Here is a 26,204-nt window from a genome sequence, read left to right as displayed (position 1 = left end):
GGTGGCCTGCTAATCGCAGGAAAACTACGTGTCAACGCTTATTGTAGTAATCTTATTTCAAATTCACTCACTAGAGTGGATGTTTGTGTCTCGCTTGTGTGGCCCCAGTCGGCCGGCGGCTGATGGCGGAGCCAGGTATATTGCCGCTTGGCATATTGCCGCGTCGCCGCCTGGGCGCGAGCAACCGCTTCTTCGCGCGTCGAAAGCCCAGCCAGCCAGTCGCCGATCTCCCGCACCCCGATGGCGCGACGGACAGGCGCAGTTTCGGGAAGGTCGCGGGCGAGCAGCGCCTCCACCTCCTCGACGGCACCTTGGTCCATCATCGCCTCGAACCGCGCATCGCAGCGTGCCGTCAGCCAGGTACGGTCGGGCAGCAGGACGAGCGGGACGAGGCGATGATCGCCGGCGATCCCGCCGGCACGCTCCGCCTGCCATGCCGCGAGCGAGCGGCCGGTCGAGCGGATTACCTCGAGCGCGCGGGCGACGCGGGTGGTATCGGTGGGGCGAAGGCGCGCGGCGGCGGCGGGATCGGCGGCGGCGAGCGCGGCATGGGCCTCCGCGACCGGCAGCGCGCGGACCTCGGCGCGGATCTCCGGATCGATCTCGGGCACCGGCGCGATGCCGTCGAGCAGCGTGCGCAGATAAAGGCCGGTGCCGCCGATGAGGATCGGAAGCCGCCCTTCCGCAACCGTCTCGCCGATCGCCGCCTTCGCCTCCTCCGCCCAGCGCGCGGCGGAATAGCCGAGGTCGGCGCCGTCGACATGGCCGAACAGCCGGTGCGGCGCACGCGCCTCTTCCTCCGCGCTCGGGCGGGCGGAAAGGACGCGCAGGTCGGCATAGACCTGGCTCGCGTCGGCGTTGATCAGCGTGCCACGATGCCGCTCGGCCAGCGCCAGCGCGAGCGCCGACTTGCCGCTCGCGGTCGGTCCTGCGATGAGCGCCAGCAGCGGGAGGTCAGGCGTGTTCATTGCGACGTTGATAGCAGCCGGAAAGCTTTCGGCGGGAGATTTGTCGGAAGCCGCCGATCGGCTCGCCGCTGCCGGCTGCGCGCCGGGGGCACGGCGATGGCTCGACCAGGGCGACGCCGCCGACCTTCCGTTCGCCCACAATCCCGAAATCGCCCGCGGCGCGCTGGAAGGCGCCTTTGCCGCGACCGACATCGTCGTCCAGCCGGCGGAGGGCAGGGCCAAGGCACTGCTGGTCGCCGACATGGATTCGACGATGATCACCGTCGAGTGCATCGACGAGCTCGCCGACTATGCCGGCATCAAGCCCCGGATCGCCGAGGTGACCGAGCGGGCGATGCGCGGCGAGCTCGACTTCGCCGCGGCGCTCGATGCGCGGGTGGCGCTGCTCGAGGGGCTGGACGAGAGCGCGATCGACCGCTGCCTTGCCGAGCGGGTGCGGATCATGCCGGGCGCCAGGGCGCTGGTCCGCACGATGCGCGCGCGGGGCGCCCATACGGTGCTGGTGTCGGGCGGCTTCACCCGCTTCGCCGAGCCAGTGGCGGCGGAGATCGGCTTCGACCGCGCCATCGCCAACCGGCTCGTCATCGCCGAGGGCAGGCTGAGCGGCAAGGTGGAGAAGCCGATCGTCGATTCCTCGACCAAGGAAACGACGCTGCTCGGTGCGATCGCCGAGCACGGCCTGGCCCCGGAGGCGACCCTGGCGGTCGGCGACGGCGCCAACGATCTCGCGATGATCCGCCGGGCCGGCCTCGGCGTCGCCTATCACGCCAAGCCGATCGTCGCCGCCGCGGCGAGGGCCCGGATCGACCATGGCGACCTGACGGCGCTGCTGTGGGCACAGGGGATCGGCCGGCGGGATTGGGTAGAGGGTTAGGATTGTCGCCGGCGGCGCTTCACCCTAACCTTGGACGACAAGCGGAAGAGGGGCGCAATGGAAACCGATCGCAGGAGTGTTATGACGATGATCGCAGCTGGCGGCGCGGCCGTCGCAGCAGGCCCCGGCGTGGCGGCGGCAACGCCCATCTCCGCGACTCTGGTCCACCATGTTCTGTTCTGGCTGAAGAATCCCGATTCCGCCGAGGATCGCGATCAGCTGATCGCGGGCCTGCGGACGCTTGCCGGCATCGAGGCCATCCGCGGCCTCCATATCGGCGTACCCGCGCCGACCGAGGCGCGCGACGTGGTCGATGCCAGCTATGACGTGTCGGAGCTGATGTTCTTCGACAGCGTCGCCGATCAGAAGATCTATCAGGATCATCCCATCCATCAGCAATTCGTCGCCAAGTGCAGCCACCTGTGGCGCAAGGTGGTCGTCTACGACACGCTGAAGGCCTGAGCGGCGCGACCAGCCGCTATCTCCGCACCGGCACGCACTCGCTGCCGGCGCGCTTGATGGTGCTGCAGGCCTGGGTTGCGGCGGCGCTGCTGGGGAAGGGGCCGACCTGGAGCTTGGTCAGCTCGCCTGCCTTGACGAAATAGGGCGTGAGCCCGCCGACCGCGCCCTTGCGCTGGAGCGTGGCGAACAGGCCGTGCGCATTGCCGGTCTCGCGGAAGCTGCCGAGCTGTACCCGCCAGCCGCCGTCGACGCGCGGGGCAGGGGAGGGACGCGACGCATCCCGCCTGACCGGCGGCGCGGGGGGCGGACTCGGCCGCCGAGTGTCGTTCGCCGCGACGCGCTCCGGAGCCCGCGTCGCCGGCACCGGCGCGGCCTCGATCGGACGGACGGGCCGGTCCTCGCTCGCGGCAAGCGCGCTGGTCGTCTGCGCGCGCTGGGCCTGCGCTTCATATTGCCGCGCCAGCTCGGTGCCGCGCTGGCGGTCGGCGAGGCTGATGGCACTGTCCATCTGCGCCAGCGCGCTCGACGCCTGCGGCAGCCCGGCGGCGGAGGCGCGTGTCACCAGCGCATAGGCCTTCACCCAGTCGCGCCTCACCGTGTCGCCGTTGAAATACATGGTGCCGAGCACATACTGCGCCCGCGGCTCGCCGCGGCCGGCGGATTTCTCCAGCCACGGCAGCGCCTGGTCGCGCTTGTTGTTCTGGAACAGCGCGAGCCCGTAATTGTCCTCAGCCTGCGGATGGCCCTGCTGCGCGGCCTTGCGGTACCATTCCTCGGCCATCGCCAGATCGACCGGCACGCCGCGCCCGAGCTTGTAGGCCTGACCAAGATTGAACTGCGCATCGGGATCGCCGGCCAGCGCCGGGCCGCGCCATTCCTCGACCGCCTTCTTGTATTCGCCGCGCCCCCAGGCATCGACGCCCGCCTTCACGTCGGCGGCGGCCGGCACTGCCAGACCGGCGGCCAGCACCGCCGCACCCAACCATGCATGTCTCATCGCCTGCGTCTCCTGGCTCAAGGGATATGCCCTTTGGCCGGCAATTGGCAAAGCTTCCGTTAACCACGGGCCCGGCCGCCGGAAATCGCCTCCCGGCCCATTAACCAGTTCTTATTGGAAGGCATGGCACTGCCCGCATCCAGGAACAGATGGGCTCAGGGGTGGCAATGCGCGTACTCGCGATGGCATCGCAGAAGGGCGGGTCCGGAAAGACGACGCTTTCCGGGCATCTCGCCGTGCAGGCGCAGATGGCGGGCGCAGGCCCGGTCGTGCTGATCGACATCGACCCGCAGGGGTCGCTCTCCGACTGGTGGAACGAGCGGGACACGGATTTCCCGGCCTTCGCCCAGACCACGGTCGCACGGCTCGCCGCCGATCTCGAAGTGTTGCGCCAGCAGGGCTTCCGCCTTGCCGTCATCGATACGCCGCCGGCGATCACCATGGCGATCCAGAGCGTGATCGCGGTCGCCGAGCTGGTCGTGGTCCCGACCCGGCCGAGCCCGCACGACCTGCGCGCGGTCGGCGCCACCGTCGACCTGTGCGACCGCGCCGGCAAGCCGCTGATCTTCGTCGTCAACGGCGCCACGCCTAAGGCGCGCATCACCAGCGAAGCCGCGGTCGCGCTGTCGCAGCACGGCACCGTCGCGCCGGTGACGCTGCACCACCGCACCGATTTCGCCGCGTCGATGATCGACGGCCGCACGGTGATGGAGGTCGATCCCAACGGCCGCTCCGCCGCCGAGGTCGAGGCACTGTGGACCTATGTCTCCGACCGGCTCGAGAAGAATTTCCGCCGCACCGTCTTCGCCGCGCCGACCCAGGGCGTCGGCTTCCCCGCGGCGCGGCCTCAGGGTGGCTTCGGCCGCCGGGTGGTGAGCTGACATGGCCGCGATCGGAAACAGCAAGCCGCTGGCCTCGCTCTCCTCGGGGCTGCTCGCACGCAAGGGACAGGCACGGCCGGCGATGCGGCCGCAGGGCTTCCACGGCACGGGCCTCAGCCTGGAGGATCTCGGCTGGAACGACATGGGCGACGCGCCGGAGTTTGTCGCGCCCGCGCCGGTGCAGCCGCTGCTCTCCTCGATCGAGCCGCCCGCCGAGGCGCCGGTGCCGCCGGTGCTGGTCGAGCGCCGGGCGCTCCGCCGGGAGTTCGACGAACCGGTCGCCGAACCGGCTCCCGCCCCTGCCGCCCATGTCGAGGAGGAGGTCCGCCCCGTCTCGATCGCGACCGCCGCGCGCATCCAGCGCGAGGTCCGCGCCGGCAAGCCCAGGGCGGCATTCACGCTGCGCCTCGACCCCGAGCGCCACCTGCGCCTCCGCCTCGCCTCGGCGTGCCGCAACCGCTCCGCGCAGGCGCTGGTCACCGAGGCGCTCGACGCCTTCATCGCTTCGCTTCCGGAGGTCGAGCCGCTGGTCGGCCAGCTCTCCCGCCCCGACAATGCCTGAGGGGATAACATGACGTTCCGCACCACCATCGCCGCTGCCGCGCTCGTCGGGGTGACGCTCGCCGGCAGCATCGCCGCCACCGCCGCGAGCGACACCGGCGCCCCGCGCCGCGCCGCCGAGCAGGCTGGCATTGCCGCCAAGGCGCTGGCCAGGCACAAGGCCGGGCAGGCGGTGACGGCGGCGGAGGCCGCGGTGGCTCTGCAGCCGCGCGAGGCGAGCTATCGCACGCTGCTGGGGCAGGCCTATCTGATGGCCGGCCGCTTCGTCTCGGCCGGCGAGGCGCTCAAGGACGCGCTGACGCTCAATCCCGCCGACGGCGCCGCGGCGCTGCACCTCGCGCTCGCGCAGATCGGCACCGGCGACTGGGGCGGCGCGCGCGAGACGCTCGATGCGCACCGCGACAGCATTTCCGCGGCCGACCGCGGCCTTGCGATGGCGTTGGCCGGCGATCCGGTCGGCGCGGTCGAGCTCCTGATCCCGGCGGCACGCGCGCCCGAGGCGGATGCGAAGATCCGCCAGAATCTCGCGCTGAGCCTCGCGCTCGCCGGCCGCTGGAGCGATGCCAAGACCGTCGCCGCGCTCGACGTGTCGCCGGCAGAGGTCGACAAGCGCATCGTGCAATGGGCCGCCTTCGCGCGCCCGAGCTCCGCATCCGACCAGGTCGCCGCGCTGCTCGGCGTGACGCCGGTCAAGGACGCCGGCCAGCCGCAGCAGCTCGCCCTCAGCGTGACGACGCGCGCCGTGGCCGCCGTCGCGCAGGTGGTCGATCCGGTCGACGCCTTCATGCCCGGCACCGGTGAATCACCCAAGGCTGTTGCGGAAGCTCCGGCAGCCCCGTCGGTGAGCGAGGGTGCCATGCCCGCTCCGGCGCCGGCGCGGGTCGAAACGGTCGCCGAAGCCGCTCCCGCGGTCGGAGTTTCGTTCGCGCCGCGCCAGGAGATCGTCCAGCCGATCCCGGTCGCGCGGGCCGCCCAGGCGCGGCCCATCGCCACGCGGAAGCCGGCTGCCATCGTCAAGGCCCAGCCGCCCAAGGCTTTCGCGCCCGCCACGGGCAGCTACTTCGTCCAGCTCGGCGCCTATGAGAATGCCGCTATTGCCCAGGAGAAGTGGGGAGGCCTGAGCCGCCGCGTCGCCGCGCTCTCGTCGCTGCAGCCGCAGGGGATGCAGGCGACGGTGAACGGCGCCAGCTTCTACCGCCTGTCTGTCGGCGGTTTCACCCGCGCCGATGCGACGCGGCTCTGCGGCAACGTCAGGCGTATCGGCGGCCGCTGCTTCGTGCGCGGCGCGGTGGGCGAGACGATTGCGAGCTGGTCCAGGCCCCGCACCGGCGGCGGCGTCCAGCTGGCCGCGCGCTGACTTCAAGCCCCTCCCCTTCAGGGGAGGGGTTAGGGGTGGGGCAGTGCGGCAGGCGATATCGCTTGGGAGCCAGGCCCCACCCCAACCACTCCCTGAAGGGGAGGGGCTAGGTTGTGTCTCTAGCCCAGGATCTCCTTCCCGCCCTTGAACATCCGGAGCACGCGGCCCTGCACCGGCAGGCCGTCGAACGGCGTGTTGCCGAGCGCCTCGGCGTCGATCTGCCACGGCGTGTCCGGGTCGAACAGGATCAGGTCGGCGGGGCGGCCGGGCTCCAGCGTACCCGTCTCCAGCCCCAGCACCCTGGCCGGATTGGCGGCGAGCAGCGCGAACAGCCGGTCCGGCGGCATCTCCGCATCACGCGCGAGGCCGAGCGCCAGCGCGAGCAACGTGCGCGTGCCTGCCGCCCCCGGCGCCGAATCGGCGAAGGGCAACCGCTTCTCCTCGGGTCCGCGCGGATCGTCGCCGGAGGCGAGCACGTCGATCGTGCCGTCCCTGAGCGCGGCCAGGCAGGCCCGGCGATCCGCCTCGCTCCGCAGCGGCGGCGACAGGTGCGCATAGGTACGGAAATCGCTGACGGCGATGTCCGACAGCAGCAGGTGCGCCGGTGTGATCCCGCAGGTGACGGCGACGCCGCGCCGCTTGGCCGCGCGGACCAGGTCGAAGCCCGCTGCCGTGGTGACCTGCCGGAAATGGATTCGCGCGCCGGTCTCCTCCGCCAGCATCAGGTCGCGCGCGATCGCCAGCGCCTCGGCGATCGCGGGCGCGGAGGGAAGGCCGAGCAGGGTCGCGGTCAGCCCGTCGGTGGCGACCGCCTCGCCAGTGAGGCCGGTATCCTCGGCGTGGCTCACCACCGCCAGGCCGCAGTCGCGGGCATAGGCGAGCACTTTGCGCATCAGTCCCGAATCGGCGATCCAGCGCCGTCCCGTCGCCACCGCGCGCGCGCCGGCCGAGGCGTTGATCGCCATCTCGGCAAGGTCGGTGCCGGCCAGCCCCCTGGTTGCGGCACCGAGCGGATGGACCCACAGCTCCGGCTTGCCCATCGTCGCGGCGCGGCGGACGATGCCGGGATCGTCGAGCACCGGCGACTGGTCGGGCATCAGCGCGACGCGGACCACGCCGCCGTCGCGGCACGCCGCCTTGTCGACCGCGAAGGCGCCGAGATCGACGATGCCGGGCGCGAGCGTCTTGCCCGCGCAGTCGATCACTGTGGCATCGGCGGGCACATCCTCGCCGGCGGCGATCGTCTCGCCCTCGATCAGCAGCGTGCCGTGGCGGATGCCGTTCGCCGGGCAGACGATGCGGGCGTTGGTGAAGGCGATCCGGCTCATGCCCAGCCCTCCACGCCGCGCTCGGCTCGGGTCAGCACGTCGAGGCAGGCCATGCGCACCGCCACCCCCATCTCGACCTGCTCGGTGATCGCCGAGCGGCTCGGGTGATCGGCCACGCTCGAAGTGATCTCGACCCCCCGGTTCATCGGCCCCGGATGCATCACGAGCGCGTCGTCCTTGGCCCGCGCCAGCCGCTCGGGCGTGAGGCCGTAGCGTGCATGGAACTCGCGGGTCGAGGGGATGAAGCCGCCCGACATCCGCTCGTTCTGGACGCGCAGCATCATCACCACGTCGGCCCCCTCCAGCGCGGCGTCGAAATCGGTGAAGGGCGTGACGCCGAATGCCTCGATCGCCGGCGGCATCAGCGTCGAGGGCGCGCACACCCGCACCTCCGCCGCCAGCGCGGTCAGCGCCAGGATGTTCGACCGCGCGACGCGGCTGTGGAGCAGGTCGCCGCAGATCACCACCCGCTGCCCCTCCACGCGCCCGCGCCGCCGCCGGATCGTCAGCGCGTCGAGCAGCGCCTGCGTGGGGTGCTCGTGCCGCCCGTCGCCCGCGTTGAGCACCGGACAATCGACCTTGTCCGCGATGAGCTGCACCGCGCCCGAGCTCATGTGGCGGATCACGATCACGTCGGCGCGCATCGCGTTGAGCGTCACCGCGGTGTCGATCAGCGTCTCGCCCTTCTTCACGCTGGACTGGGCGGCGTGCATGTTGACGACGTCGGCGCCCAGCCTTTTGCCCGCGATCTCGAACGACAGCAGCGTGCGCGTCGAGTTCTCGAAGAAGGCGTTGATCTGCGTCAGCCCCGCCAGCCGCCCGTCGCCCTTGGCGCGGGTGCGGTTGGCGTCGATCCACTGCTCGGCCTCGTCGAGCAGGAACATGATCTCGTGCGGCTGGAGGCCGGCGATGCCGACCAGATGCCTGTGCGGGAACGCCTCGCGTCCCCTGAGGAGCGCGGCGGGTCGGTGATCGGATGCTGGCATTAAAGCCGACCGCTAGCGCGTGGGCCGGCGCCGGGCAAGCCTGGCGACGGCTCCCTTGCCGGCTCGTTGTTGTGACGGTACGAATCGGCGCGGGCAGCGGATTTCGATTCGCGCCTCGCGGATTAACCAATCGTTTACCATCGGCGCGGCACAGTCCCGGCAGGGAGGGAGGCGGCATGGCTTCCAAAGCGGTGCATATGGCGGATGAGGCGGCGCCGGTCGAACGGCGCGCGGCGCGGCGCGTGCCGACGCCGATCTCCTGCGTCAGCATCCATCGCGTGATGGGCGAGCCGCGCGAGGCGATCCTGCGCGATCTCTCGATCTACGGCTGCCGCATCGAGGGCGACCGTCCGCGCAAGCCCGGCGCCTCGGTCCAGCTCAGCCTCGACGGCAGCGATCCCGTCGCCGCGCGCGTGGTGTGGCGCGACGGTGCGATGATGGGCTGCCGCTTCGATACCCCGATCGACCGTTCGCTGCTCCGCGCGATCGTCCTCAAGCTCGTCTAGGTATCTGACTCTGTTCCCCGGCGAAGGCCGGGGCCCAGTTGCAAGACAACTCGGGTGGCGGGATACCACCTCCCCTTCACCGATACTGGACCCCGGCCTTCGCCGGGGAACGGCTTGCTTCAATCCGGCAGGATCACCTTCTAGACGTTCACCAAAGCATCGATCGCCGCCTGCAGGATGTGCGCGGCGGCGAGGCTGTCGACGCGCTCGGCCCGCTTGGCGCGGGAGAGATCCTGTTCGATCATCGTCCGCTCGACCGCCACGGTCGACCAGCGCTCGTCCCACAACAGGATGGGTAGCCCCCAATCCTCGACGTTCCGGGCAAAGGCGCGCGTCGATTGGGTGCGTGGGGAATCGCTGCCGTCGAGATTGAGCGGAAGCCCGATCACCACCCCCTTCACCGCCTGCGGCCCCAGCATCGCCGCGAGCGCCGCCTTGTCCGCGGTGAACTTGGTGCGCCGGACCAACGGGGCAGGGGAGGCGAAGCTCCAGCCCGCGTCGCACAGCGCCGTGCCGATCGTCTTCGTCCCGACATCGAGCCCGAGCAGGCGACCGCCGTCCGGTAGCGTCGCATGGAACTGTGTTGGATCGGTGGTGATCATATCCCTACCCGTCATGCCGGACTTGTTCCGGCATCCACGGTGCCGCCAATCCTTCGGCTGCGGAACTTGCTGCACAGTGGATGCCGGAACAAGTCCGGCATGACGGATAAGTTACTTCCGCGCCTGGAACGCCTTCAGCCGCCGCGCCGCATCCGCGCGCACGTTCGCCCAGAACAAGCTGTAGTCGAACACATGATAGTTATTCCCCGGCAGCACATAGGGCCCGACCTCCGGCCCGCTTCCGATCAGCAGGAACCCGCGCCCGTCGCACCGCGCCGGCACCCGGCCCGGCTGCAGCGTCGCGCCGCTGAGATCGGCATTGGGGAACAGCGTACCGAGGTTGGCGCTCGCCGGCGCCGTCGCGCCGGGCGTGCCGGTCAGTGGGTTGGTGCAGATCATCGGCGTTCCCTTGCGCGGCGCGCCCGTGAACCCCTTGGTCCCGTCGAAAGTGTCGACGATCAGCGACGGATCGGCCGGCTCGGCAAAGCTCTGCCAGGACAGGATGCAGCCGGCCTGGTCGGCCGCGGCGCACTCCGGCAGGCCGAGTGCCGGCAAGTCGGCGGTGCGCGACACCGGCCAGCCGACGACATAGGCCGCGACGATCCGCTTCGCGAGCGGCGTCCCGGCGATGCGGTCGTGCAGCAGCCGCGTCAGGTGCAGCGCCCCCTGGCTGTGGCCGGCCAGGATGATCGGCCGGTCGCCCGCTTCCTCCAGGAACCGGTCGAACGCGAGCGTCACGTCGCGATAGGCGAGGTCGAGCGCTTTCTGCGCATCCGCCTGGTTGGTCAGGAACGCCCCGAACGTCGCCTGGCGATAACGCGGCGCCCAGATGCCGCCGACGCCGTTGAATGCGCTCGCCTGCCCCCGCAGGAACAGCGCGGCGCGATCGTTCGCTTCCCTGTTGTCGAGCGGCGCGTTCCAGCGCGCCCGGTCGAGATAAGACGTCGGATGGATGAAAAACACCGCCGCCGGCAGATTTTTGGCAGGCGCCATGCCGGCCGGCGTCCACAGCGCGGGATTGCCCGGCAGGTCGGGCCGCGCGATCCACATGTCGCGCCGGGCATAGATGCCGCGCGCCATCGCCGGCTGCGCCTGGAACGACGTGCCCGGCACCATCGCCTGCCTGAGCAGCTGCACGCCGAACAGGCGGTAGGCAAAGGTGGCGGCGATGGCGAGCACGATCAGTCCTGCGATGACATAGAGGAATTTCCTGGCCACCCCGGCGACTCCATTGTGCAGTGCAGCATATTCGTAGCGGCTGCAATCGCAACCGCCGTGCCCCATGGTTGCTCATTGCGCAATCGCCCCATGCTTCTGTCAGTGCGCATCCGAGGTTGCGCTGCGGCGGGGCCGGGTGCTAGCCGCGCTCCCCATGTCCATCGACATTGCCACCGTGAAGAAGGTCGCGAGCCTGGCGCGCATCGCGATCACCGAGGAGGAGGCCGAACGCCTCGCTCCCGAGCTTGCCAACATTCTCGGCTGGATCGAGCAGCTGGGCGAGGTCGACACCTCGTCCGTGCAGCCGATGACCGCCGTGATCCCCAACCACCTGCGCCTGCGCGACGACGTCGTCACCGACGGCGGCGTGCGCGAACAGGTGCTGGCGAACGCGCCCCAGGCCGAGCATGGCTTCTTCACCGTGCCGAAGGTGATCGAATAATGGCCGAGCTCACCGATCTCGGCGTCGCAGCGATCCGCGACGGCGTCCGCGCGGGCGATTTCTCCGCACGCGAGGTGGCCGATGCCTTCATTACCCGCGTCGGCGCGGCCAAGGCGCTCAACGCCTTTCTGGTCGAGACTCCCGATCACGCGCTCGCCGCCGCCAAGGCCACCGACGACGCGCGTGCGGCAGGGGAGGAGCTCAAGCCCCTTGCCGGCGTGCCGATCGGCATGAAGGACCTGTTCTGCACCGCGGGCGTGCCAGCGACCGCGGCCAGCCACATCCTCGAAGGCTTCACGCCGACCTACGAATCGACCGTGTCGGGCAATCTCTGGCGCGCGGGCGCCGGGATGCTCGGCAAGCTCAACATGGACCAGTTCGCGATGGGCTCGTCCAACGAGACGAGCCATTTCGGCAACGTCATCTCGCCATGGCGTCGCAACGACGGCGGCAACGCTCCGCTCGCGCCGGGCGGGTCCTCGGGCGGAAGCTCGGCGGCGATCGCGGCGCGGCTGTGCCCGGGCGCGACCGGAACCGACACCGGCGGCTCGATCCGCCAGCCGGCCGCCTTCACCGGCATCTCGGGCATCAAGCCGACCTACGGCCGCTGCTCGCGCTGGGGCGTGATCGCCTTTGCCTCCTCGCTCGATCAGGCGGGGCCGATGGCGCGCGACGTGCGCGACTGCGCGATCCTGCTGGAGGCGATGGCGGGATTCGATCCCAAGGACGCGACCTCGCTCGACCTGCCGGTGCCGCAGTGGGAAGCGGGATTATCAAGCGATCTCAAGGGCAAGCGGATCGGTATTCCCAGGGAGTATCGGGTCGACGGCATGCCCGCCGAAATCGAGGCGCTGTGGCAGCAGGGCATTGACTGGCTGAAGGACGCCGGCGCCGAGGTCGTCGAGGTGTCGCTGCCGCATACCCGATACGCCCTTCCGGCCTATTACATCATCGCGCCGGCGGAGGCGTCGTCGAACCTCGCCCGCTACGACGGCGTGCGCTACGGCCAGCGCGAGCTGCCCGACGGCGCCGGCCTGCAGGACATGTATGCGGCGACGCGCGCGGCCGGCTTCGGCGACGAGGTCAAGCGCCGCATCATGATCGGCACCTATGTGCTCTCGGCCGGCTTCTACGATGCCTATTACACCCAGGCGCAGAAGGTCCGCACCCTGATCGCGCGCGATTTCGAGCAGGTGTGGGAGATCTGCGATCTGCTGCTGACCCCGACCGCGCCCTCGGCCGCCTTCGCCCTGGGCGAGAAGAGCGCCGATCCGATCGCGATGTACCTGAACGACGTCTTCACCGTGCCGTCGAGCCTCGCCGGCCTGCCGGCGATGAGCGTGCCGGGCGGCCTCGACGCGGGCGGCTTGCCGCTCGGCCTCCAGATCATCGGCAAGCCGCTCGACGAGCAGGGCGTCCTCGACGCCGGCCTGGCGATCGAGCAGCGTGCGGGCTTCACGGCCCGGCCGGATGCCTGGTGGTAGGATGATCCGGCCGATGCGCTCGGCCGGATCGTCAGGAGCCGTTCGTCCGGCAGCGTGACGGGAATCTGCGCTCCTCTCTCGCGCAGCGAGAAAAATATAATTCCTTGGTACTACCTCTATTGGAGTAGGCAGGTAGTTATCGCTGCTTTTCCTGAAGCAATGGATGCAAACCAGGCATTTATAGACTATAATCGCCGTACAGCGTGCCCAGTTGACGCGGGAAACGGGGAGCCGATGGATCGAGCGACGTATTCGACTGCTCGACGGATGCTACACAAGATCGCGGGCAGGACGATCGAATTTGCCTTGGCGAAGAACAAGGCCGGCGTGATCCGGATGCGTTACCTTGCAAGACAGATCTACGATCTGATGCCCTTTCAACAGGTACCTCGTATCACGCACCAACCGACCCGCTCCGCCCAGTCGAAGACGGCGCAGCGCACCGGGAAATCGCGTAAAAGGCGTTAGCTGTGCAAATCCGAGGCGTTCTGCAACGCGTGGCGTAGCAACATGCTCAGCTCAGCGACTGCGTCTTCATCATCATTCAATGACGAAATGCAGAGCTGTTCCAGGAGGGCCGCTACCGCGAACTCGGTCGCGTCATCAGCCTCGGCAGGCAATTCTTGGCGCCGCGCCTCGTTCCCGGTCATGCCTTCCGCCTCGTCAGGTCACTGGCCTGGGTAGCCATAATATCAACGGTGCCGGTCTCGGCGCAAGCACAATAATGCAATATCATCACTTCGCTCTCATCTGAAATTCGCCGATCTTCGCCTCTCCGGATCTGAATGACATGATCTTCGCCATGTGAATATTCGTGGTGCGACGCCAAACGCTCCCTAAAACTGCTCCATCCGCCGGATCAGCGTCGTGATCGGCCAGCGATAGTGCATGTCGTGCGTGCGCGGCAGCGGATTGTCGCGGAACGGCAGTTCGATCACCATCCGCCTGATCCTGCGCGCCAGGTCGAAGGGGATGCGCGCGGTGATCTCATGCTCCGATCCCTCGATGTCGATCTTGAGCAGATCGATCTCGCCATGCCGCTCGACGATCTCGGCCAGGACGCGGTTCGAATCGACCGCCGGCACCGTCATCTGCCGTGCCGAGGCATAGCCGATCCCGCCATAGCGTCCGGTCGGCTCCCATCCGAACTGCGCGGTACCGTCATGCTCGGCCACCGCGGCCTCGGACAGGTGGTAGCGATCCTCGAACCCGCGCAGATTCTGCCGCAGCCGCGCGACGTTTTGCGGCAGCGGCTCGTGGCAATAGAGGGTGGAATAGGGATTGCGCGTCAGGAAATAGAGGCTCGATATCCCGACGTTCGACCCGAAATCGACGACGATCCGGTCGGTGCGCGATTGCCCATAATCCTTCCAGAAGAAAATCTCGTTGATCGTCAGAATATCCTCCGGCGAAAAGGCAGTCACGCCGACCGGTCCGATCGGTGTCCTGAGGTCGATGGTCACGGGGTAGGATCCCTGGCCGGTAACGTAGCGCTTAAGGAAATTGATCGGGCTATAGCAATGGAGTAATACTTTCAGGGTACCGGAGTAACTTTGGTAACGCAGCGCCGCCTTCGCCGTCGAGGTGAAGGATCGTTTATGGTGGAAGCCATATTGCAGCCCCGCGGTCGACATCAATTCGACTCCGCTACTTTACTGCACAGTTGCACGGCCCTTCGGCCCTCGCAAGACCGCTGGACCGGGCTTTCCAACGATCCGTCGACGCCATATGGGGGCGGCATGTCTGCAGAATATCGCATCCAGGGCGCCACGGGTGAGTGGGAGGTCGTGATCGGCCTCGAGGTCCACGCCCAGGTCACCTCCAACGCCAAGCTGTTCTCGGGCGCCTCGACCGCTTTCGGCGCCGAGCCCAACACCCAGGTCAGCCTGGTCGACGCGGCGATGCCCGGCATGCTGCCGGTACCCAATAAGGAGTGCATCCGTCAGGCGGTGCGCACTGGCATGGCGATCGACGCGCAGATCAACAAATGGTCGCGGTTCGACCGCAAGAACTATTTCTACGCCGATCTGCCGCAGGGCTATCAGATCAGCCAGCTCTACCATCCGCTGGTCGGCGAGGGCGCGGTGGAGATTGAGGTCGACGACGCGACCAAGACGGTCGGTGTCGAGCGCATCCATGTCGAGCAGGACGCCGGCAAGCTGATGCACGACCAGCATCCGACCCGCAGCTACGTCGACCTCAACCGCTCGGGGGTGGCGCTGATGGAGATCGTCAGCCGCCCGGACATGCGCTCGCCAGCCGAGGCTGGAGCTTATCTCCGCAAGCTCAGATCGATTCTGAGATATGTCGGCAGCTGCGACGGCAACATGGAGGAGGGCTCCATGCGCGCCGACGTCAATGTGTCGGTCCGCAAGCCGGGCGAGCCGTTCGGCATCCGCACCGAGACCAAGAACGTCAACTCGGTCCGCTTCGTCATGCAGGCGATCGAGCATGAGGCGATGCGCCAGGTCGACGTGCTGGAGGCGGGCGGCCGCGTGGTGCAGGAGACGCGGCTGTTCAATCCGGACACCGGCACGACGCGGTCGATGCGCTCCAAGGAGGATGCGCACGACTATCGCTATTTCCCCGACCCGGACCTGCTCCCGCTCGAGCTCGACGACGCCTTCCTCGAGGAATGCCGCGCCAGCCTGCCCGAGCTGCCCGACGCCAAGCGCGCGCGCTACGAAGCGCTGGGGATCACCCCCTATAATGCCGGCGTGCTGACCGCCGAGGTCGAGACCGCGCGCTGGTTCGACGCGCTGCTCGAGGCCGGCGCCGCGCCCGTCCAGGCCTCCAACTGGGTCGCTTCCGAGCTGTTCGGGGCGCTGAACCGCCTCGGCAAGGACATCACCGAATCGCCGGTCTCGCCCAATCAGGCTGCCGAGCTGCTCGGCCTCGTCGCCGACGGCACGCTGTCGGGCAGCCTCGCCAAGCAGGTGTTCGAGGTGATGCTGGAGACCGGCGGCGACCCGGCGAAAATCGTCGAGGAGCGCGGCCTCAAGCAGACGTCCGACACCGGCGCGATCGAGAAGGTCATCGCCGATGTCCTCGCCGCCAATCCCGGCCAGCTCGAACAGTATCGCGCCGGCAAGCAGCAGCTGTTCGGCTTCTTCGTCGGCCAGACGATGAAGGCGATGGGCGGCAAGGCCAACCCAGGCGTCGTCAACGAGCTGCTCAGGAAGGCGCTGGGCGGTTAGAAGCCGCCTTCAGCTGCGCCGGATCGGAGACAATATCGTTGTCCGATCGCAACAAACTATCTTGCAACTAGCCGGACCGGAGTTACCCTCCAACCGCGCGCCGATGGGGGTTTGATTCGGCGCGCAAAGGGGGGACATAATGTTCAGGGGGATTGCGCTCGCCGTAGCGGCGGCGTTGTGCCTTGTCGTCGTTCCGGTGGCGGCACAGGAGAAGTCCGCTGTCCGACAGGACTTCGAGCTTGCCAGCAACAGCGGCAAGAAAATCCTGGTCTTCCACCCATCGGTGCGGGTCGGATCCCAATCGACCGGCGGGATATTCGAGCCGAACGCGGAATGGACGGATCGGGCCAGAACGAACATTCAGGCTGCGCTCGAGAAATATCAGAAGCAGCTCGGCAATGCGGTGATCACCGCACCCGAGGCCTATGGTGAGGATGCCCGGAATCTCGAGGAGCACATGCAGCTCTTCGGTGCGGTTTCCCAGGCGGTGATCGAATATCAGTTCTTCGTCGGCAATCGGCTGCCGACCAAGAAGCGCGACAATAAGGCGAATATTTTCGATTGGTCGTTGGGCGCCAGTGTCGCCGACCTTCCCGGCGCAAAGGATGCCGATTACGCGCTGTTCATCTACAACAAGGACGCCTTTGGATCGACCGGACGGAAAGTGCTGCAGATATTGGCGGCGGTCGGACCCGGGATCGCGGTCAAATCGGGCGAGCATCAGGGCTTTGCCGGGCTGGTCGACCTCAGGACCGGCAACCTTCTCTGGCTCAATGCGGACGGACAGATGGGCGGCGACCCCAGGGAAGTCGACGGCTCCGAGAAGCGCGTGCGCCAGCTGCTCGAGGATTTCCCGGGCAGCAATCTCGACAAGGATGCCGACAAGTGAGGCGCGCCGGCGCGATGGTCGCCGGCGCCCTGGCGGCAGTTCTCGCCGGGCCGGCGATGGCAGAGGTCGCTCCGCCGCCGCCGCCCTATGTCGGCGCCTACCAGCCGCAGGGCGTCGACGAGATCGGTCTGTGGCGGGAGTTTGACGAGTCCGAACGCAGGCTCGCCGCCTCCGAACTGGTCATTCGCGACGAAAAGCTGAACGCCTATGTCCGACATGTCCTGTGCGACACGGTCGGGACCGATCGCTGCAAGGCGGTGCGCGTGTACATCATGCGCGAACCCACGTTCAACGCCAACATGTCGTCCAACGGCACGATGCGGGTCTTCTCCGGCCTCCTGCTGCGGATGCGCAGCGAAGCCGAGCTGGGCGCCATCCTCGGCCATGAGTTCGGGCATTATGAGCAGCGCCATGGCTTGAAACTTTTCAAGGCCAGGCGGACGGGAACCGATCTGCTGGCATGGAGCGCGCTGCTCGCCAGCATGGCGCCGAGCTATAATGTGAGGCGGTCGTACGCTGATGTCCAACTCTCCGTCTACGGCAATTTGTTCCGGTACAGCCGGGACAATGAGCGCGAGGCCGATCGGCTGGGGGTCGGATATCTGAACACCAGCAAGTTGAGGCCGCAGGCCGCCTCCGCGGTCTGGCAGAATCTCATGGCGGAGATCGAGGCATCGTCCCGCAGCAAGGGGCTCAGCAAGCCGAGATTCAATGCGATCGCGTTCACGGCGTCGCATCCTCCCGAGGGCGAGCGGGCCTTGACGATGGCGGCGCTGGCGGACCCCGACGGTGCTTCCCGCGACGACGGCGCCGATCGTTACCGGGAGGCGATGGCCCACTGGTTGCCGATCTTCCTCGACGATCAGATCAAGCTGAACGATTTCGGGGCCAGCGACTATCTGATCCAATCGCTTGCCGCGTCGGGGTGGACGGCGCCGCTCTGGTTCGCGCGCGGCGAGCTGTATCGGCTGCGCGGTCAGCAACGTGACCTGGTCAACGCGGCCGAATTCTACGAATCGGCCATTCGGCTCGACACCGCGCTGGCCGATGCGCATCGCGGGCTCGGCCTTTCCCTGATCAAGACCGGCCGCCCGACGGATGGGCAGGCCGCCTTGCGCAAATATCTCGAGTTGAAACCCGAAGCATCGGACGCCGCCATGATCCGGATGATGCTTACCAAGGAAGGGGTGACCAATTGATGTCCCTGCACGCACGACCCGTGCTCGCCCTGGCCCTGCTGCCGGCGCTTTTGCTGACGACAACCGCCTATGCCCACAAGCTGCGCGAGAAGGGGGTGACGGTGACGGTGGCCGATTCAGCGGTTTCGGTGACGCCGTCCCGCGATTGGAACCGCCTTGGCGTGAGCGCCGGGAAGAATACCGAAACCTGGACGCTCGACGGCGATCAGCTCAACGACGTCACCTTCTACGGCGGAATCGCTGCCGGCAAGCCGCTTATCAAGGAGCGGAGCAAGAAGAAGGAGCCGCTTCCCAAATTCACGAAGGACACGCTGATCGTCGAGGTGCCGGAACTGCTGGAATCCACCTATCGCGCCTACAAGCAGATCGGGACGTTTTCAGTTGCGTCGACCGAGCCGGCGGAATTCCTGGGCCATGAAGGCGTGCGATTCACCTACACCTATACCGATTCGGACAATTTGCCCCGCAAGGGCGAAGCGAGCGCCGCGATCATCAAGGGCAGTCTTTACATGATGACGTTCGATGCGCCGCGGCTCTACTATTTCGATCAGGCGGTTGGCGATTTCCGCGCCTTGGTGAAGTCCGCCATTCTCACCTGACCTCTCGCTATCCGCGGAGCGCCCTTCACCTGGGCAGGAAGAAGCGCTGGAGGACAGCGCCCATGATTCCTGCAGAAGATGATGTTCGGGCACTACTGCCCTGCATCCTCCTGATTCTTCACCGTCCCGCCGGCACCACCGGCAGTGTCGACCGACACCGTTGGTTCTAGCGGCGAATCGGTATCGGCGCCGCGGCGCTTGAGCTCGTCGCTGCGGCTCTCGACCGCCTGCTCGATGTCGCTGCGCTCGTCGTGGTCATCCTCGGGCAGGCTGTCGGGATGTGGATCGCGATTCCGGTCGCTCATGACGTAATTCCTCTCAGGCAATCGGCTGGATAGGCGGCGTGCTCGGGTCGCTCCCCGGCGTCGGCACGTCGATGTCGGGTCCCGGCGGATCGACCTCCGGCGGCGGCGCGTCCGGCCGCCCCGGCGCCGGCTGCGGCGGGGTTTCGGGCGGCGGAGTGGTCGGCTGGCCCGGCTGCGGCGCCGGCGGCGGCCCGGGCGGGGGCGGGGCATCGGGGCCGGGGATCGGCGGTTCGACGGGCATTTCGGGCATCTCCTTCGCCCATCCAACGTTTGCCTGCCCGTCGCGGTTGCGCCCGCGCGCGCCTTTGCTATAGAGCCGCGCGCACACCGGCGGTGTCCCGTATGCGGGCGTGGCGGAACTGGTAGACGCGCTGGATTTAGGTTCCAGTATCGAAAGATGTGGGGGTTCGACTCCCTTCGCCCGCACCAGCCCCTTCCACGCACGCGCTGGCAGGACGCCGCCTGACGGATTCCGATTAGAGAACGAGAGCAACACCGACCCATGCAGACTGTCGAGACGCTGAACGAGGGCCTGAAGCGCGCCTATACGCTCAAGATCACTGCCAAGGACATCGACAAGAAGGTCGATGCCGAGGTCAAGCGCGTCGCGCCGCAGGTGCGCATGCCCGGCTTCCGCCCCGGCAAGGTGCCGGCGAACCTGGTCCGCAAGATGCACGGCGAGGCGCTGGCGCAGGACGCGCTCAACAGCTCGATCCAGGACGGCGTGCAGTCGCTGGTCAGCGAGTACAAGCTGCGCCCGGCGACCCAGCCTTCGGTCCGTCTCAACGACGATTATGAGGCCGGCAAGGACGCCGAGATCACCATCGAGCTCGAGGTGCTGCCCGACGTGCCGACCCCCTCGATCGACGGGCTGAAGCTCGAGCGGCTGACGGTGCCCGTCGACGAGGCGAAGATCGACGAGCGCCTGGCCGAGCTCGCCGGCCAGTCGAAGAGCTTCGACGAGGCGCCCAAAACCTACAAGGCCAAGACAGGCGACCTGGTGGTGATGGACTTCGCAGGCAAGGTCGACGGCGTCGCCTTCGACGGCGGCACCGGCACCGACATGTCGATCGAGATCGGCTCCGGCCGCCTGATCCCGGGCTTCGAGGACCAACTGGTCGGCGTCAAGGCGGGCGACGAGAAGACGGTCGAGGTCGCCTTCCCCGAGGACTACCCTGTCGAGAATCTGAAGGGCAAGCCGGCGACCTTCGACGTCAAGGTCACCGCGGTGAAGAAGCCCGGCGAGACCAAGATCGACGACGACCTCGCCAAGAACCTGGGCCTGGAGAGCCTCGAGCAGCTCCGCGGCATCCTCAAGGGCCAGGCCGAGCAGGAGCTCAACGGCCTCACCCGCACCTATATGAAGCGCAAACTGCTCGACCAGCTCGCGGCGGGCCACGATTTCCCGGTGCCGCCGACGATGGTCGAGCAGGAGTTCGACCAGATCTGGCACCAGCTCCAGCACGAGGCCGAGCATGAGGAGGACGTCGAGGCGGCCAAGGCCGAGCTCGAGGCCGAGAAGGACGATTACCGCGCGATCGCCGAGCGCCGCGTGCGCCTGGGCCTGCTGCTCTCGGAGATCGGCCAGGCCAACGGCGTCGAGGTGACGGCGCAGGAGATGAACATGCTGATCCAGCAGGCGGCGTCGCAGTACCGCCCGGAGGATCGCCAGCGCTTCGTCCAGTACATCCAGCAGGAGCCGCTCGCCGCCGCCCAGCTGCGTGCACCGCTCTATGAGGACAAGGTCGTCGACTTCCTGTTCGACAAGGCCGACATCACCGATCGCGAGGTGACCCGCGAGGAGCTGGAAGCCGCGATCGAGAGCGACGATGGCTTCGCCTCGGGCACCCACACCCACGACCACGACAACCACAAGCCGCGCAAGTCGTCGAAGAAGGCTGCTCCTGCCAAGGAGAAGGCTCCGGCGAAGAAGGCTGCCGCCAAGAAGGACGAGTCGCTGAGCGAAGCGGTCGCCGAGGCCGAACTGGTCGCCGAGGAGCCGGTCAAGAAGGCCGCGACCCGCAAGGCGCCGGCGAAGAAGGCCGAGGCCGCCGAGACGGAGGCCAAGCCCGCCGCCAAGAAGGCTCCGGCGAAGAAGAAGGCGGAAGCGTAACCTTTTCTTCCCTTTCCCCTTGTGGGAAAGGGTTGCGCAGCCCCGGATCAAGTCCGGGGCGGAGCTGGGTGAGGGGAAGGCGATCGCGCTTGCGACCGCGCGGCTTCTGGGAAGCCGCTTACCCCTCATCCAACCTCCGTTAAGCGGCTGGCGCCGCTAAGCTACGGTATCCTTCTCCCACAAGGGGAGAAGGTTTGGGGGGCTTCGCGATTTGAATCAGCCACGCATCGCCGTCCTGCTGCCCTGCTACAACGAGGAAGCCGCGATCGCGCAGACGATCGCGGGCTTCCGCGATGCGCTCCCCGGCGCCGCCATCTACGTCTACGACAACAATTCGCGCGACCGCACCGTCGAGGTGGCGAGGGCGGCCGGCGCGGTCGTCCGCTCGGAACGCATGCAGGGCAAGGGCAACGTCGTCCGCCGCATGTTCGCCGACGTCGACGCCGACGTCTATGTGATGGCCGACGGCGACGCGACCTACGATGCCAAGGCTGCGCCGAAGATGGTCGCGCGGCTGCTGGACGACGGCCTCGACATGGTGGTCGGCATCCGCGTCCACGAGGCGGTCGAGGCCTACCGGCGCGGCCATGTGCTCGGCAACCGGCTGATGACCGGCATTCTCGCCCGCCTGTTCGGCCGGACTTTCACCGATATCTTCTCGGGTTACCGCGCCTTTTCGCGGCGGTTCGTGAAGAGCTTCCCGGTCCTTTCCGGCGGGTTCGAGATCGAGACCGAGATCAGCGTCCACGCGCTGGAGCTCAAGATGCCGGTCGGCGAGGTCGAGACACCATACTTCGCCCGCCCCGAGGGCTCCGCGTCGAAGCTCAACACCTATCGCGACGGCCTGCGCATCCTCAGCACCATCATCACTCTCTACCGAATCGAGCGGCCGATGCTGTTCTTCGGCCTGATCGGCGGCCTGCTCGCGCTGATCGCGGTGCTGCTCGCGATTCCCCTGGCGATCACCTATGCCCAGACGGGCCTGGTCCCGCGCTTCCCGACCGCGATCCTGGCGACCGGCCTGACGATCCTCGCGTCGCTGAGCGGCACCGCGGGCCTGATCCTGGACACCGTCGTCCGCGGCCGTCGCGAGGTGCGTCGCCTCGCCTACCTCGCCGTGCCGGGACCTTCGACATAGCCCGCGACCGAAGTGGAAACGGGTGCCGCGCGATCCGTCCGCATGATGTTCACCTTGTTCTCCTCTTGCACCGGGAATGTCGAACGCCGATGTAAGGCGTCCACCTTTCAGAGCGGACTGTCATGCACGATCCTATGAGCGCCCTTGTCCCCATCGTCATCGAGCAGTCGAGCCGCGGCGAACGCAGCTTCGACATCTACTCGCGCCTCCTGCGCGAGCGGATCGTGTTCGTGACCGGCCCGGTCGAGGACCACATGGCCTCCCTCATCACCGCCCAGCTGCTGTTCCTCGAATCGGAGAATCCGAAGAAGGACATCTGGATGTACATCAACTCGCCGGGCGGCGTGGTGACCGCGGGCATGGCGATCCACGACACCATGCAGTACATCCGCCCGCGCGTCGGCACGGTGTGCATCGGCCAGGCGGCGTCGATGGGCAGCTTCCTGCTCGCCTCGGGCGAGCCCGGCATGCGCGTCGCGCTCACCAACGCCCGGATCATGGTCCACCAGCCCTCGGGCGGCGCCCAGGGCATGGCGTCGGACATCGAGATCCAGGCCAAGGAGATCCTGCGCATCCGCAAGCGGATGAACGATCTCTATGCCAAGTACACCGGCAAGGAGCTGACCGAGATCGAGCGGGCGATGGATCGCGACACCTTCCTCGAGGCCGAGGAGGCGAAGGCCTTCGGCATCGTCGACGAGGTGTTCGACAAGCGCCCGACTCCGGCCGAAGACGCCGCCCAGGCCGCTTGAGCCGGGTAGGTGGATCGGCCGGTGGGTAAGTATCTCGCTGCCACTGGCCGATCCCGCCGCTTCCGCCGATCGCGGCGGGGCTTCACGCGGTCAAGCCGGGCTTGTGCACCAGACCGCGGGTCTCCATCTCAAGAAGGAAGGAAGCGGTCGACGAAGTTGCGACGCCGCGATCCCCAGTTGAGATGACCCAACGGAATTTTCATTGTGGGTTTACGTGGGTGCGCTAGGATGCGTGCCCGAATGTTGGACGCGCCTGTATGAGCTGCGCGCAAGAGGTGATTGAATGACCAAGCTGAGCGGTGGCGACTCGAAGAGCACCCTCTATTGCTCCTTCTGCGGCAAATCGCAGCACGAGGTGCGCAAGCTGATCGCGGGCCCCACCGTCTTCATCTGCGACGAGTGCGTGGAGCTGTGCAACGACATCATCCGCGAGGAGACCAAGTCCGCGCTGGTGTCGAAGAAGGACGGCGGCGTCCCCACGCCGCAGGAGATCTGCGACGTCCTCGACGATTACGTGATCGGCCAGAGCCGCGCCAAGCGCGTGCTCTCGGTGGCGGTGCACAACCACTACAAGCGCCTCAACCACGGCGCCAAGGGTGCCGAGGTCGAGCTCTCCAAGTCGAACATCCTGCTCGTCGGCCCGACCGGCTGCGGCAAGACGCTGCTGGCGCAGACGCTGGCGCGCATCCTCGACGTGCCCTTCACCATGGCCGACGCGACCACGCTGACCGAGGCGGGCTATGTCGGCGAGGACGTCGAGAACATCATCCTCAAGCTGCTCCAGGCGTCCGACTACAATGTCGAGCGGGCGCAGCGCGGCATCGTCTACATCGACGAGATCGACAAGATCAGCCGCAAGGCCGAGAATCCGTCGATCACCCGCGACGTCTCGGGCGAGGGCGTGCAGCAGGCGCTGCTCAAGCTGATGGAGGGCACAACCGCCTCCGTTCCCCCGCAGGGCGGCCGCAAGCACCCGCAGCAGGAGTTCCTGCAGGTCGACACGACCAACATCCTGTTCATCTGCGGCGGTGCCTTCTCGGGCCTCGACAAGATCATCGGCGACCGCCTCCAGGGCAAGTCGATCGGCTTCGGCGCGCACGTCGCCGCGCCCGAGGAGCGGCGCACCGGCGAGGTGCTGAAGAACGTCGAGCCGGAGGACCTGCTCAAGTTCGGCCTGATCCCCGAGTTCGTCGGCCGCCTGCCGGTGATCGCGACGCTCGAGGATCTCGACACAGAGGCGCTGGTCAAGATCCTGACCGAGCCCAAGAACGCGCTGGTCAAACAGTATCAGAAGCTGTTCGACATGGAGGAGGTGAAGCTGGGCTTCACCGACGATGCGCTGGTGGCGACCGCCAAGAAGGCGATCGACCGCAAGACCGGCGCGCGCGGCCTGCGCTCGATCCTGGAAGGCATATTGCTCGACACCATGTTCGACCTGCCCAGCATGGACGGCGTCGACGAGGTGATGATCGACAAGGACGTCGTCGCCGGCACCAAGGAGCCGGTGCGCGTCTATGCCAAGAAAGAGAAGGAAAAGGCCGGCGACGCGGCCTGATTCGGCCGTTGGCTGGTTTGTCCGGATGAAATTGAACCGTGCTTCTGCGAAGGCAGGAGCCCTGGATCATGAGTACATCGCTTGCGGCCTGAGCTCCTGCCTTCGCAGGAGCACTGATACTGCTTTCTAAGTCCGCACCGTCAGGCCGAAGGTAAAGCGCGGCGGCAGGTTGGTCTCGCGCGCGACGAGCAGGTCGACGTCGATCCGGCCCGGCTTCGGCGTCCAGCGCAGCCCGCTCTGGACGCCGGTCGCCCCGCCGAGGCGATACGCCTCCACCATCACCGCCAGCGTCTCGTTGACCGCATGCTCGACCTGTGCGCCGTAGAATGCGGCGTCGCGCCGGCCGTTGCGCGTCCATCCGGCATTGAGGTTGAGCCGCGTCCGGCCTGACAGCGTGAACGTCACCGGCGCGATCACGGACGCAGTGGCAATAGCGCCGGAGCGGGTGTCGATCGCGGCGGTGCCGACCAGCGCAAGCGACGGCCCGTGAGACGGAGCGGCGAGCAGCAGCTTGATGCTGGGGCCTGCCAGCGTGCGCGCATCCTCGCCCCGCAGCCATTCGCGCTGGAGCGCACCGCCGAACTCGATGCGCGGCAGGATACGGAAGGTACATGCCGGCGCGCTGTTGACGAGGACCCCCTGCCGCCCAGTCCGGCTGACCCAGCTTTCCAGATGGCAGGTGCCGACGATCTCCACCGCCGCATCGTCGACCACATGCGCGCCGCCGCTCGCCGCCGCGGGCAACACCCAGACGGCGGCAACCACCAGGACACCTGCGCGGATCACAGCCACCCCCGGCGCGAGAAATAGGCGAAGGGGATCGCCGCCGACAGCACCATCAGCACGATCGCGAACGGATAGCCGAGGCTCCATTTGAGCTCCGGCATCATCTCGAAGTTCATGCCGTAGAGCGACGCGATCAGCGTCGGCGGCAGGAAAGCGACCGAAGCGACGGTGAAGATCTTGATGATCTGGTTCTGCTCGAGGTTGATGAGCCCCAGCGTCGCGTCGAGCAGGAAGTTGACCTTGGCCGACAGGAAGCCCGCATGATCGGTCAGCGACAGCACGTCGCGCTGGACGGTCTTGAGCCGCGCCCGCGCCTCGCGCGCCGGCTTCGAGGTGGCGGCATGGGCACCGTGGAAGCTGAGCAGGCGGTTGAGCCCGACCAGGCTCTCGCGCAGCCGGGTAAGCAGGTCGCCCGCGCGGCCGATCTGCTCGAGAATGGCCTGGAGGTCGCGGGTCTTCGCGGTCGGGTTGCTGGGACCGCCCGCGAACACCTCGCGCGACACCCCGTCGAGCGTCCCGCCGATCTGCTCCAGCGTATCGGCGATGCGGTCGACGATCGTCTCGACGAGGCCGGTCATCACCGTCTCGGCGCTCATCGCGGCATCGGCGGCGAGCGGCCGGTGCACAAAATTGCCGAACGGCGTGGGATCGGCATAGCGCACCGTCACCAGCACCTCGCGGCCGAGCGCGAAGGTGACGGGCGACTTGCCGTCGCCGCCGGTCGCCACGGTCACGGTCATGAACGCGACGCCGTCCTCGCGATAGAGGCGCGAGGACGGCTCGATGTCGTCCATGTCGGAGCGGCTCGGGACGGCGATGCCGAAGCGTTGCGCGACGAGCGCCGCCTCTTCGTCGGAGGGGGCGTCGAGGTCGATCCAGAGCGGCGCAGCGGCGCCGGGGGTGTCTATGTCGATGGGAACGAGCCGGTCGTGATGCCGGCCGAAGGCTGTCAGCATGGGTCTGTCCTTCCGGTTGCTGCGGCCGCAGCACCGGTCGGACCAGGAA

Annotated in this window: 28 protein-coding genes and 1 tRNA gene; 17 read left to right on the top strand and 12 right to left on the bottom strand. The window is 67.7% G+C overall.

All coding sequences use genetic code 11. The features are described from left to right. Positions 1–38: 38 nt before the first annotated feature. On the bottom strand, positions 39–968 hold the full coding sequence (miaA, locus tag LZK98_RS13305) for a tRNA (adenosine(37)-N6)-dimethylallyltransferase MiaA (protein ID WP_233782856.1): 930 nt from the start codon (positions 966–968) through the stop codon (positions 39–41). On the opposite strand from miaA, the gene serB reads away from it, so the two are divergent. Then, a complete protein-coding gene (gene serB / locus LZK98_RS13300) occupies positions 961–1,842 on the top strand; it encodes a phosphoserine phosphatase SerB (protein WP_233782855.1) in 882 nt (293 codons plus the stop codon). The genes miaA and serB overlap by 8 nt on opposite strands. Positions 1,843–1,923: 81 nt before the next feature. After that, positions 1,924–2,304 (top strand): Dabb family protein, encoded by a 381-nt coding sequence (locus LZK98_RS13295; protein ID WP_233782854.1) that lies wholly within the window; start codon positions 1,924–1,926, stop codon positions 2,302–2,304. A 16-nt stretch (positions 2,305–2,320) separates the two neighbouring features. Here LZK98_RS13295 and LZK98_RS13290 read toward each other — a convergent pair whose 3' ends face one another. After that, positions 2,321–3,301: an SPOR domain-containing protein gene (locus tag LZK98_RS13290; RefSeq protein WP_233782853.1), complete on the bottom strand. Its 981-nt coding sequence runs from the start codon at positions 3,299–3,301 to the stop codon at positions 2,321–2,323. A 167-nt stretch (positions 3,302–3,468) separates the two neighbouring features. On the opposite strand from LZK98_RS13290, the gene LZK98_RS13285 reads away from it, so the two are divergent. Genes LZK98_RS13285 through LZK98_RS13275 form a run of 3 tightly spaced genes read left to right on the top strand, consistent with a single transcriptional unit; the run spans position 3,469 to position 6,100 of the window. Beyond that, on the top strand, positions 3,469–4,182 hold the full coding sequence (locus LZK98_RS13285; protein ID WP_233782852.1) for a ParA family protein: 714 nt from the start codon (positions 3,469–3,471) through the stop codon (positions 4,180–4,182). Between the two features lies 1 nt (position 4,183). Then, on the top strand, positions 4,184–4,744 hold the full coding sequence (locus LZK98_RS13280) for a hypothetical protein (RefSeq protein ID WP_233782851.1): 561 nt from the start codon (positions 4,184–4,186) through the stop codon (positions 4,742–4,744). A 9-nt stretch (positions 4,745–4,753) separates the two neighbouring features. After that, a complete protein-coding gene (locus LZK98_RS13275) occupies positions 4,754–6,100 on the top strand; it encodes an SPOR domain-containing protein (protein WP_233782850.1) in 1,347 nt (448 codons plus the stop codon). A gap of 119 nt (positions 6,101–6,219) precedes the next feature. On the opposite strand, the gene LZK98_RS13270 is transcribed toward LZK98_RS13275, so the two are convergent. Continuing rightward, the gene (locus LZK98_RS13270; protein ID WP_233782849.1) at positions 6,220–7,428 is read right to left on the bottom strand and encodes a dihydroorotase; all 1,209 of its coding nucleotides are present in this window, start codon (positions 7,426–7,428) and stop codon (positions 6,220–6,222) included. Beyond that, a complete protein-coding gene (locus LZK98_RS13265; RefSeq protein ID WP_233782848.1) occupies positions 7,425–8,414 on the bottom strand; it encodes an aspartate carbamoyltransferase catalytic subunit in 990 nt (329 codons plus the stop codon). Before LZK98_RS13265 ends, LZK98_RS13270 begins: the two co-directional genes overlap by 4 nt. Positions 8,415–8,590: 176 nt before the next feature. Here LZK98_RS13265 and LZK98_RS13260 point away from each other — a divergent pair, with 176 nt between their 5' ends. After that, a complete protein-coding gene (locus tag LZK98_RS13260) occupies positions 8,591–8,920 on the top strand; it encodes a PilZ domain-containing protein (protein WP_233782847.1) in 330 nt (109 codons plus the stop codon). 140 nt (positions 8,921–9,060) lie between these two features. Here LZK98_RS13260 and ruvX read toward each other — a convergent pair whose 3' ends face one another. Together ruvX and LZK98_RS13250 are read right to left on the bottom strand one after the other, a co-directional pair. After that, the gene (gene ruvX, locus LZK98_RS13255) at positions 9,061–9,522 is read right to left on the bottom strand and encodes a Holliday junction resolvase RuvX (RefSeq protein ID WP_233786584.1); all 462 of its coding nucleotides are present in this window, start codon (positions 9,520–9,522) and stop codon (positions 9,061–9,063) included. Positions 9,523–9,633: 111 nt separating this feature from the next. Further along, positions 9,634–10,740 (bottom strand): DUF3089 domain-containing protein, encoded by a 1,107-nt coding sequence (locus LZK98_RS13250; protein ID WP_233782846.1) that lies wholly within the window; start codon positions 10,738–10,740, stop codon positions 9,634–9,636. Between the two features lie 154 nt (positions 10,741–10,894). Here LZK98_RS13250 and gatC point away from each other — a divergent pair, with 154 nt between their 5' ends. Next, entirely contained in the window at positions 10,895–11,182 is a 288-nt protein-coding gene (gatC, locus tag LZK98_RS13245; RefSeq protein ID WP_233782845.1) for an Asp-tRNA(Asn)/Glu-tRNA(Gln) amidotransferase subunit GatC, read from the top strand. Next, the gene (gene gatA / locus LZK98_RS13240; protein ID WP_233782844.1) at positions 11,182–12,666 is read left to right on the top strand and encodes an Asp-tRNA(Asn)/Glu-tRNA(Gln) amidotransferase subunit GatA; all 1,485 of its coding nucleotides are present in this window, start codon (positions 11,182–11,184) and stop codon (positions 12,664–12,666) included. The genes gatC and gatA overlap by 1 nt, the downstream gene beginning before the upstream one ends. 464 nt (positions 12,667–13,130) lie before the next feature. Here gatA and LZK98_RS13235 read toward each other — a convergent pair whose 3' ends face one another. Beyond that, on the bottom strand, positions 13,131–13,316 hold the full coding sequence (locus tag LZK98_RS13235; protein ID WP_233782843.1) for a hypothetical protein: 186 nt from the start codon (positions 13,314–13,316) through the stop codon (positions 13,131–13,133). Positions 13,317–13,502: 186 nt separating this feature from the next. Beyond that, positions 13,503–14,129: an FkbM family methyltransferase gene (locus tag LZK98_RS13230; RefSeq protein WP_233782842.1), complete on the bottom strand. Its 627-nt coding sequence runs from the start codon at positions 14,127–14,129 to the stop codon at positions 13,503–13,505. Between the two features lie 276 nt (positions 14,130–14,405). Here LZK98_RS13230 and gatB point away from each other — a divergent pair, with 276 nt between their 5' ends. The 4 genes from gatB to LZK98_RS13210 all read left to right on the top strand — a co-directional run bounded on the left by gatB (position 14,406) and on the right by LZK98_RS13210 (position 18,550). Then, a complete protein-coding gene (gene gatB / locus LZK98_RS13225; protein WP_233782841.1) occupies positions 14,406–15,863 on the top strand; it encodes an Asp-tRNA(Asn)/Glu-tRNA(Gln) amidotransferase subunit GatB in 1,458 nt (485 codons plus the stop codon). A gap of 139 nt (positions 15,864–16,002) precedes the next feature. Continuing rightward, positions 16,003–16,752 carry a hypothetical protein gene (locus LZK98_RS13220; protein WP_233782840.1) on the top strand — a complete coding sequence of 250 codons (750 nt, stop codon included), beginning with the start codon at positions 16,003–16,005 and terminating at the stop codon, positions 16,750–16,752. Next, on the top strand, positions 16,749–17,951 hold the full coding sequence (locus LZK98_RS13215) for a M48 family metallopeptidase (protein ID WP_233782839.1): 1,203 nt from the start codon (positions 16,749–16,751) through the stop codon (positions 17,949–17,951). Before LZK98_RS13220 ends, LZK98_RS13215 begins: the two co-directional genes overlap by 4 nt. A gap of 101 nt (positions 17,952–18,052) precedes the next feature. Beyond that, positions 18,053–18,550 (top strand): hypothetical protein, encoded by a 498-nt coding sequence (locus tag LZK98_RS13210; protein WP_233782838.1) that lies wholly within the window; start codon positions 18,053–18,055, stop codon positions 18,548–18,550. 92 nt (positions 18,551–18,642) lie between these two features. Here the strand turns inward: LZK98_RS13210 and LZK98_RS13205 are convergent, their stop codons facing one another. After that, entirely contained in the window at positions 18,643–18,855 is a 213-nt protein-coding gene (locus tag LZK98_RS13205) for a hypothetical protein (RefSeq protein WP_233782837.1), read from the bottom strand. 13 nt (positions 18,856–18,868) lie between these two features. Continuing rightward, the gene (locus LZK98_RS13200; protein ID WP_233782836.1) at positions 18,869–19,096 is read right to left on the bottom strand and encodes a hypothetical protein; all 228 of its coding nucleotides are present in this window, start codon (positions 19,094–19,096) and stop codon (positions 18,869–18,871) included. A 103-nt stretch (positions 19,097–19,199) separates the two neighbouring features. Between LZK98_RS13200 and LZK98_RS13195 the strand changes: the two genes are divergently transcribed. From LZK98_RS13195 to clpX, 5 genes are all read left to right on the top strand, one after another. After that, a tRNA-Leu gene (locus LZK98_RS13195) sits at positions 19,200–19,284 on the top strand. A 73-nt stretch (positions 19,285–19,357) separates the two neighbouring features. Beyond that, positions 19,358–20,968 carry a trigger factor gene (tig, locus tag LZK98_RS13190; RefSeq protein ID WP_233782835.1) on the top strand — a complete coding sequence of 537 codons (1,611 nt, stop codon included), beginning with the start codon at positions 19,358–19,360 and terminating at the stop codon, positions 20,966–20,968. Positions 20,969–21,179: 211 nt separating this feature from the next. Next, positions 21,180–22,106: a glycosyltransferase gene (locus LZK98_RS13185; protein WP_233782834.1), complete on the top strand. Its 927-nt coding sequence runs from the start codon at positions 21,180–21,182 to the stop codon at positions 22,104–22,106. A 134-nt stretch (positions 22,107–22,240) separates the two neighbouring features. Continuing rightward, complete coding sequence (locus LZK98_RS13180; RefSeq protein WP_233782833.1) at positions 22,241–22,858, top strand: ATP-dependent Clp protease proteolytic subunit; 618 nt, start codon at positions 22,241–22,243, stop codon at positions 22,856–22,858. Positions 22,859–23,141: 283 nt separating this feature from the next. Beyond that, complete coding sequence (clpX, locus tag LZK98_RS13175) at positions 23,142–24,413, top strand: ATP-dependent Clp protease ATP-binding subunit ClpX (protein ID WP_233782832.1); 1,272 nt, start codon at positions 23,142–23,144, stop codon at positions 24,411–24,413. Positions 24,414–24,539: 126 nt separating this feature from the next. On the opposite strand, the gene LZK98_RS13170 is transcribed toward clpX, so the two are convergent. Continuing rightward, positions 24,540–25,199: a hypothetical protein gene (locus LZK98_RS13170; protein ID WP_233782831.1), complete on the bottom strand. Its 660-nt coding sequence runs from the start codon at positions 25,197–25,199 to the stop codon at positions 24,540–24,542. After that, entirely contained in the window at positions 25,196–26,155 is a 960-nt protein-coding gene (locus tag LZK98_RS13165) for a magnesium transporter CorA family protein (protein ID WP_233782830.1), read from the bottom strand. The genes LZK98_RS13170 and LZK98_RS13165 overlap by 4 nt, the downstream gene beginning before the upstream one ends. Positions 26,156–26,204: the final 49 nt, after the last annotated feature.

The organism is Sphingomonas cannabina (genome assembly GCF_021391395.1).
GTDB classification, from domain to species: Bacteria; Pseudomonadota; Alphaproteobacteria; order Sphingomonadales; family Sphingomonadaceae; genus Sphingomonas; species Sphingomonas cannabina.
Note: the sequence above shows the minus strand (reverse complement) of the source record. Positions and strands in the feature narration are given on the sequence as shown.

Bases quoted from the DNA above. Each gene is read 5' to 3' on its own strand.
- miaA (WP_233782856.1), bottom strand. From the start codon at position 968: ATGAACACGCCTGACCTCCCGCTGCTGGCGCTCATCGCAGGACCGACC.
- LZK98_RS13295 (WP_233782854.1), top strand. From the start codon at position 1,924: ATGACGATGATCGCAGCTGGCGGCGCGGCCGTCGCAGCAGGCCCCGGC.
- LZK98_RS13290 (WP_233782853.1), bottom strand. From the start codon at position 3,301: ATGAGACATGCATGGTTGGGTGCGGCGGTGCTGGCCGCCGGTCTGGCA.
- LZK98_RS13285 (WP_233782852.1), top strand. From the start codon at position 3,469: ATGCGCGTACTCGCGATGGCATCGCAGAAGGGCGGGTCCGGAAAGACG.
- LZK98_RS13280 (WP_233782851.1), top strand. From the start codon at position 4,184: ATGGCCGCGATCGGAAACAGCAAGCCGCTGGCCTCGCTCTCCTCGGGG.
- LZK98_RS13275 (WP_233782850.1), top strand. From the start codon at position 4,754: ATGACGTTCCGCACCACCATCGCCGCTGCCGCGCTCGTCGGGGTGACG.
- LZK98_RS13270 (WP_233782849.1), bottom strand. From the start codon at position 7,428: ATGAGCCGGATCGCCTTCACCAACGCCCGCATCGTCTGCCCGGCGAAC.
- LZK98_RS13265 (WP_233782848.1), bottom strand. From the start codon at position 8,414: ATGCCAGCATCCGATCACCGACCCGCCGCGCTCCTCAGGGGACGCGAG.
- LZK98_RS13260 (WP_233782847.1), top strand. From the start codon at position 8,591: ATGGCTTCCAAAGCGGTGCATATGGCGGATGAGGCGGCGCCGGTCGAA.
- ruvX (WP_233786584.1), bottom strand. From the start codon at position 9,522: ATGATCACCACCGATCCAACACAGTTCCATGCGACGCTACCGGACGGC.
- gatC (WP_233782845.1), top strand. From the start codon at position 10,895: ATGTCCATCGACATTGCCACCGTGAAGAAGGTCGCGAGCCTGGCGCGC.
- gatA (WP_233782844.1), top strand. From the start codon at position 11,182: ATGGCCGAGCTCACCGATCTCGGCGTCGCAGCGATCCGCGACGGCGTC.
- LZK98_RS13235 (WP_233782843.1), bottom strand. From the start codon at position 13,316: ATGACCGGGAACGAGGCGCGGCGCCAAGAATTGCCTGCCGAGGCTGAT.
- gatB (WP_233782841.1), top strand. From the start codon at position 14,406: ATGTCTGCAGAATATCGCATCCAGGGCGCCACGGGTGAGTGGGAGGTC.
- LZK98_RS13220 (WP_233782840.1), top strand. From the start codon at position 16,003: ATGTTCAGGGGGATTGCGCTCGCCGTAGCGGCGGCGTTGTGCCTTGTC.
- LZK98_RS13205 (WP_233782837.1), bottom strand. From the start codon at position 18,855: ATGAGCGACCGGAATCGCGATCCACATCCCGACAGCCTGCCCGAGGAT.
- LZK98_RS13200 (WP_233782836.1), bottom strand. From the start codon at position 19,096: ATGCCCGTCGAACCGCCGATCCCCGGCCCCGATGCCCCGCCCCCGCCC.
- tig (WP_233782835.1), top strand. From the start codon at position 19,358: ATGCAGACTGTCGAGACGCTGAACGAGGGCCTGAAGCGCGCCTATACG.
- LZK98_RS13180 (WP_233782833.1), top strand. From the start codon at position 22,241: ATGAGCGCCCTTGTCCCCATCGTCATCGAGCAGTCGAGCCGCGGCGAA.
- clpX (WP_233782832.1), top strand. From the start codon at position 23,142: ATGACCAAGCTGAGCGGTGGCGACTCGAAGAGCACCCTCTATTGCTCC.
- LZK98_RS13165 (WP_233782830.1), bottom strand. From the start codon at position 26,155: ATGCTGACAGCCTTCGGCCGGCATCACGACCGGCTCGTTCCCATCGAC.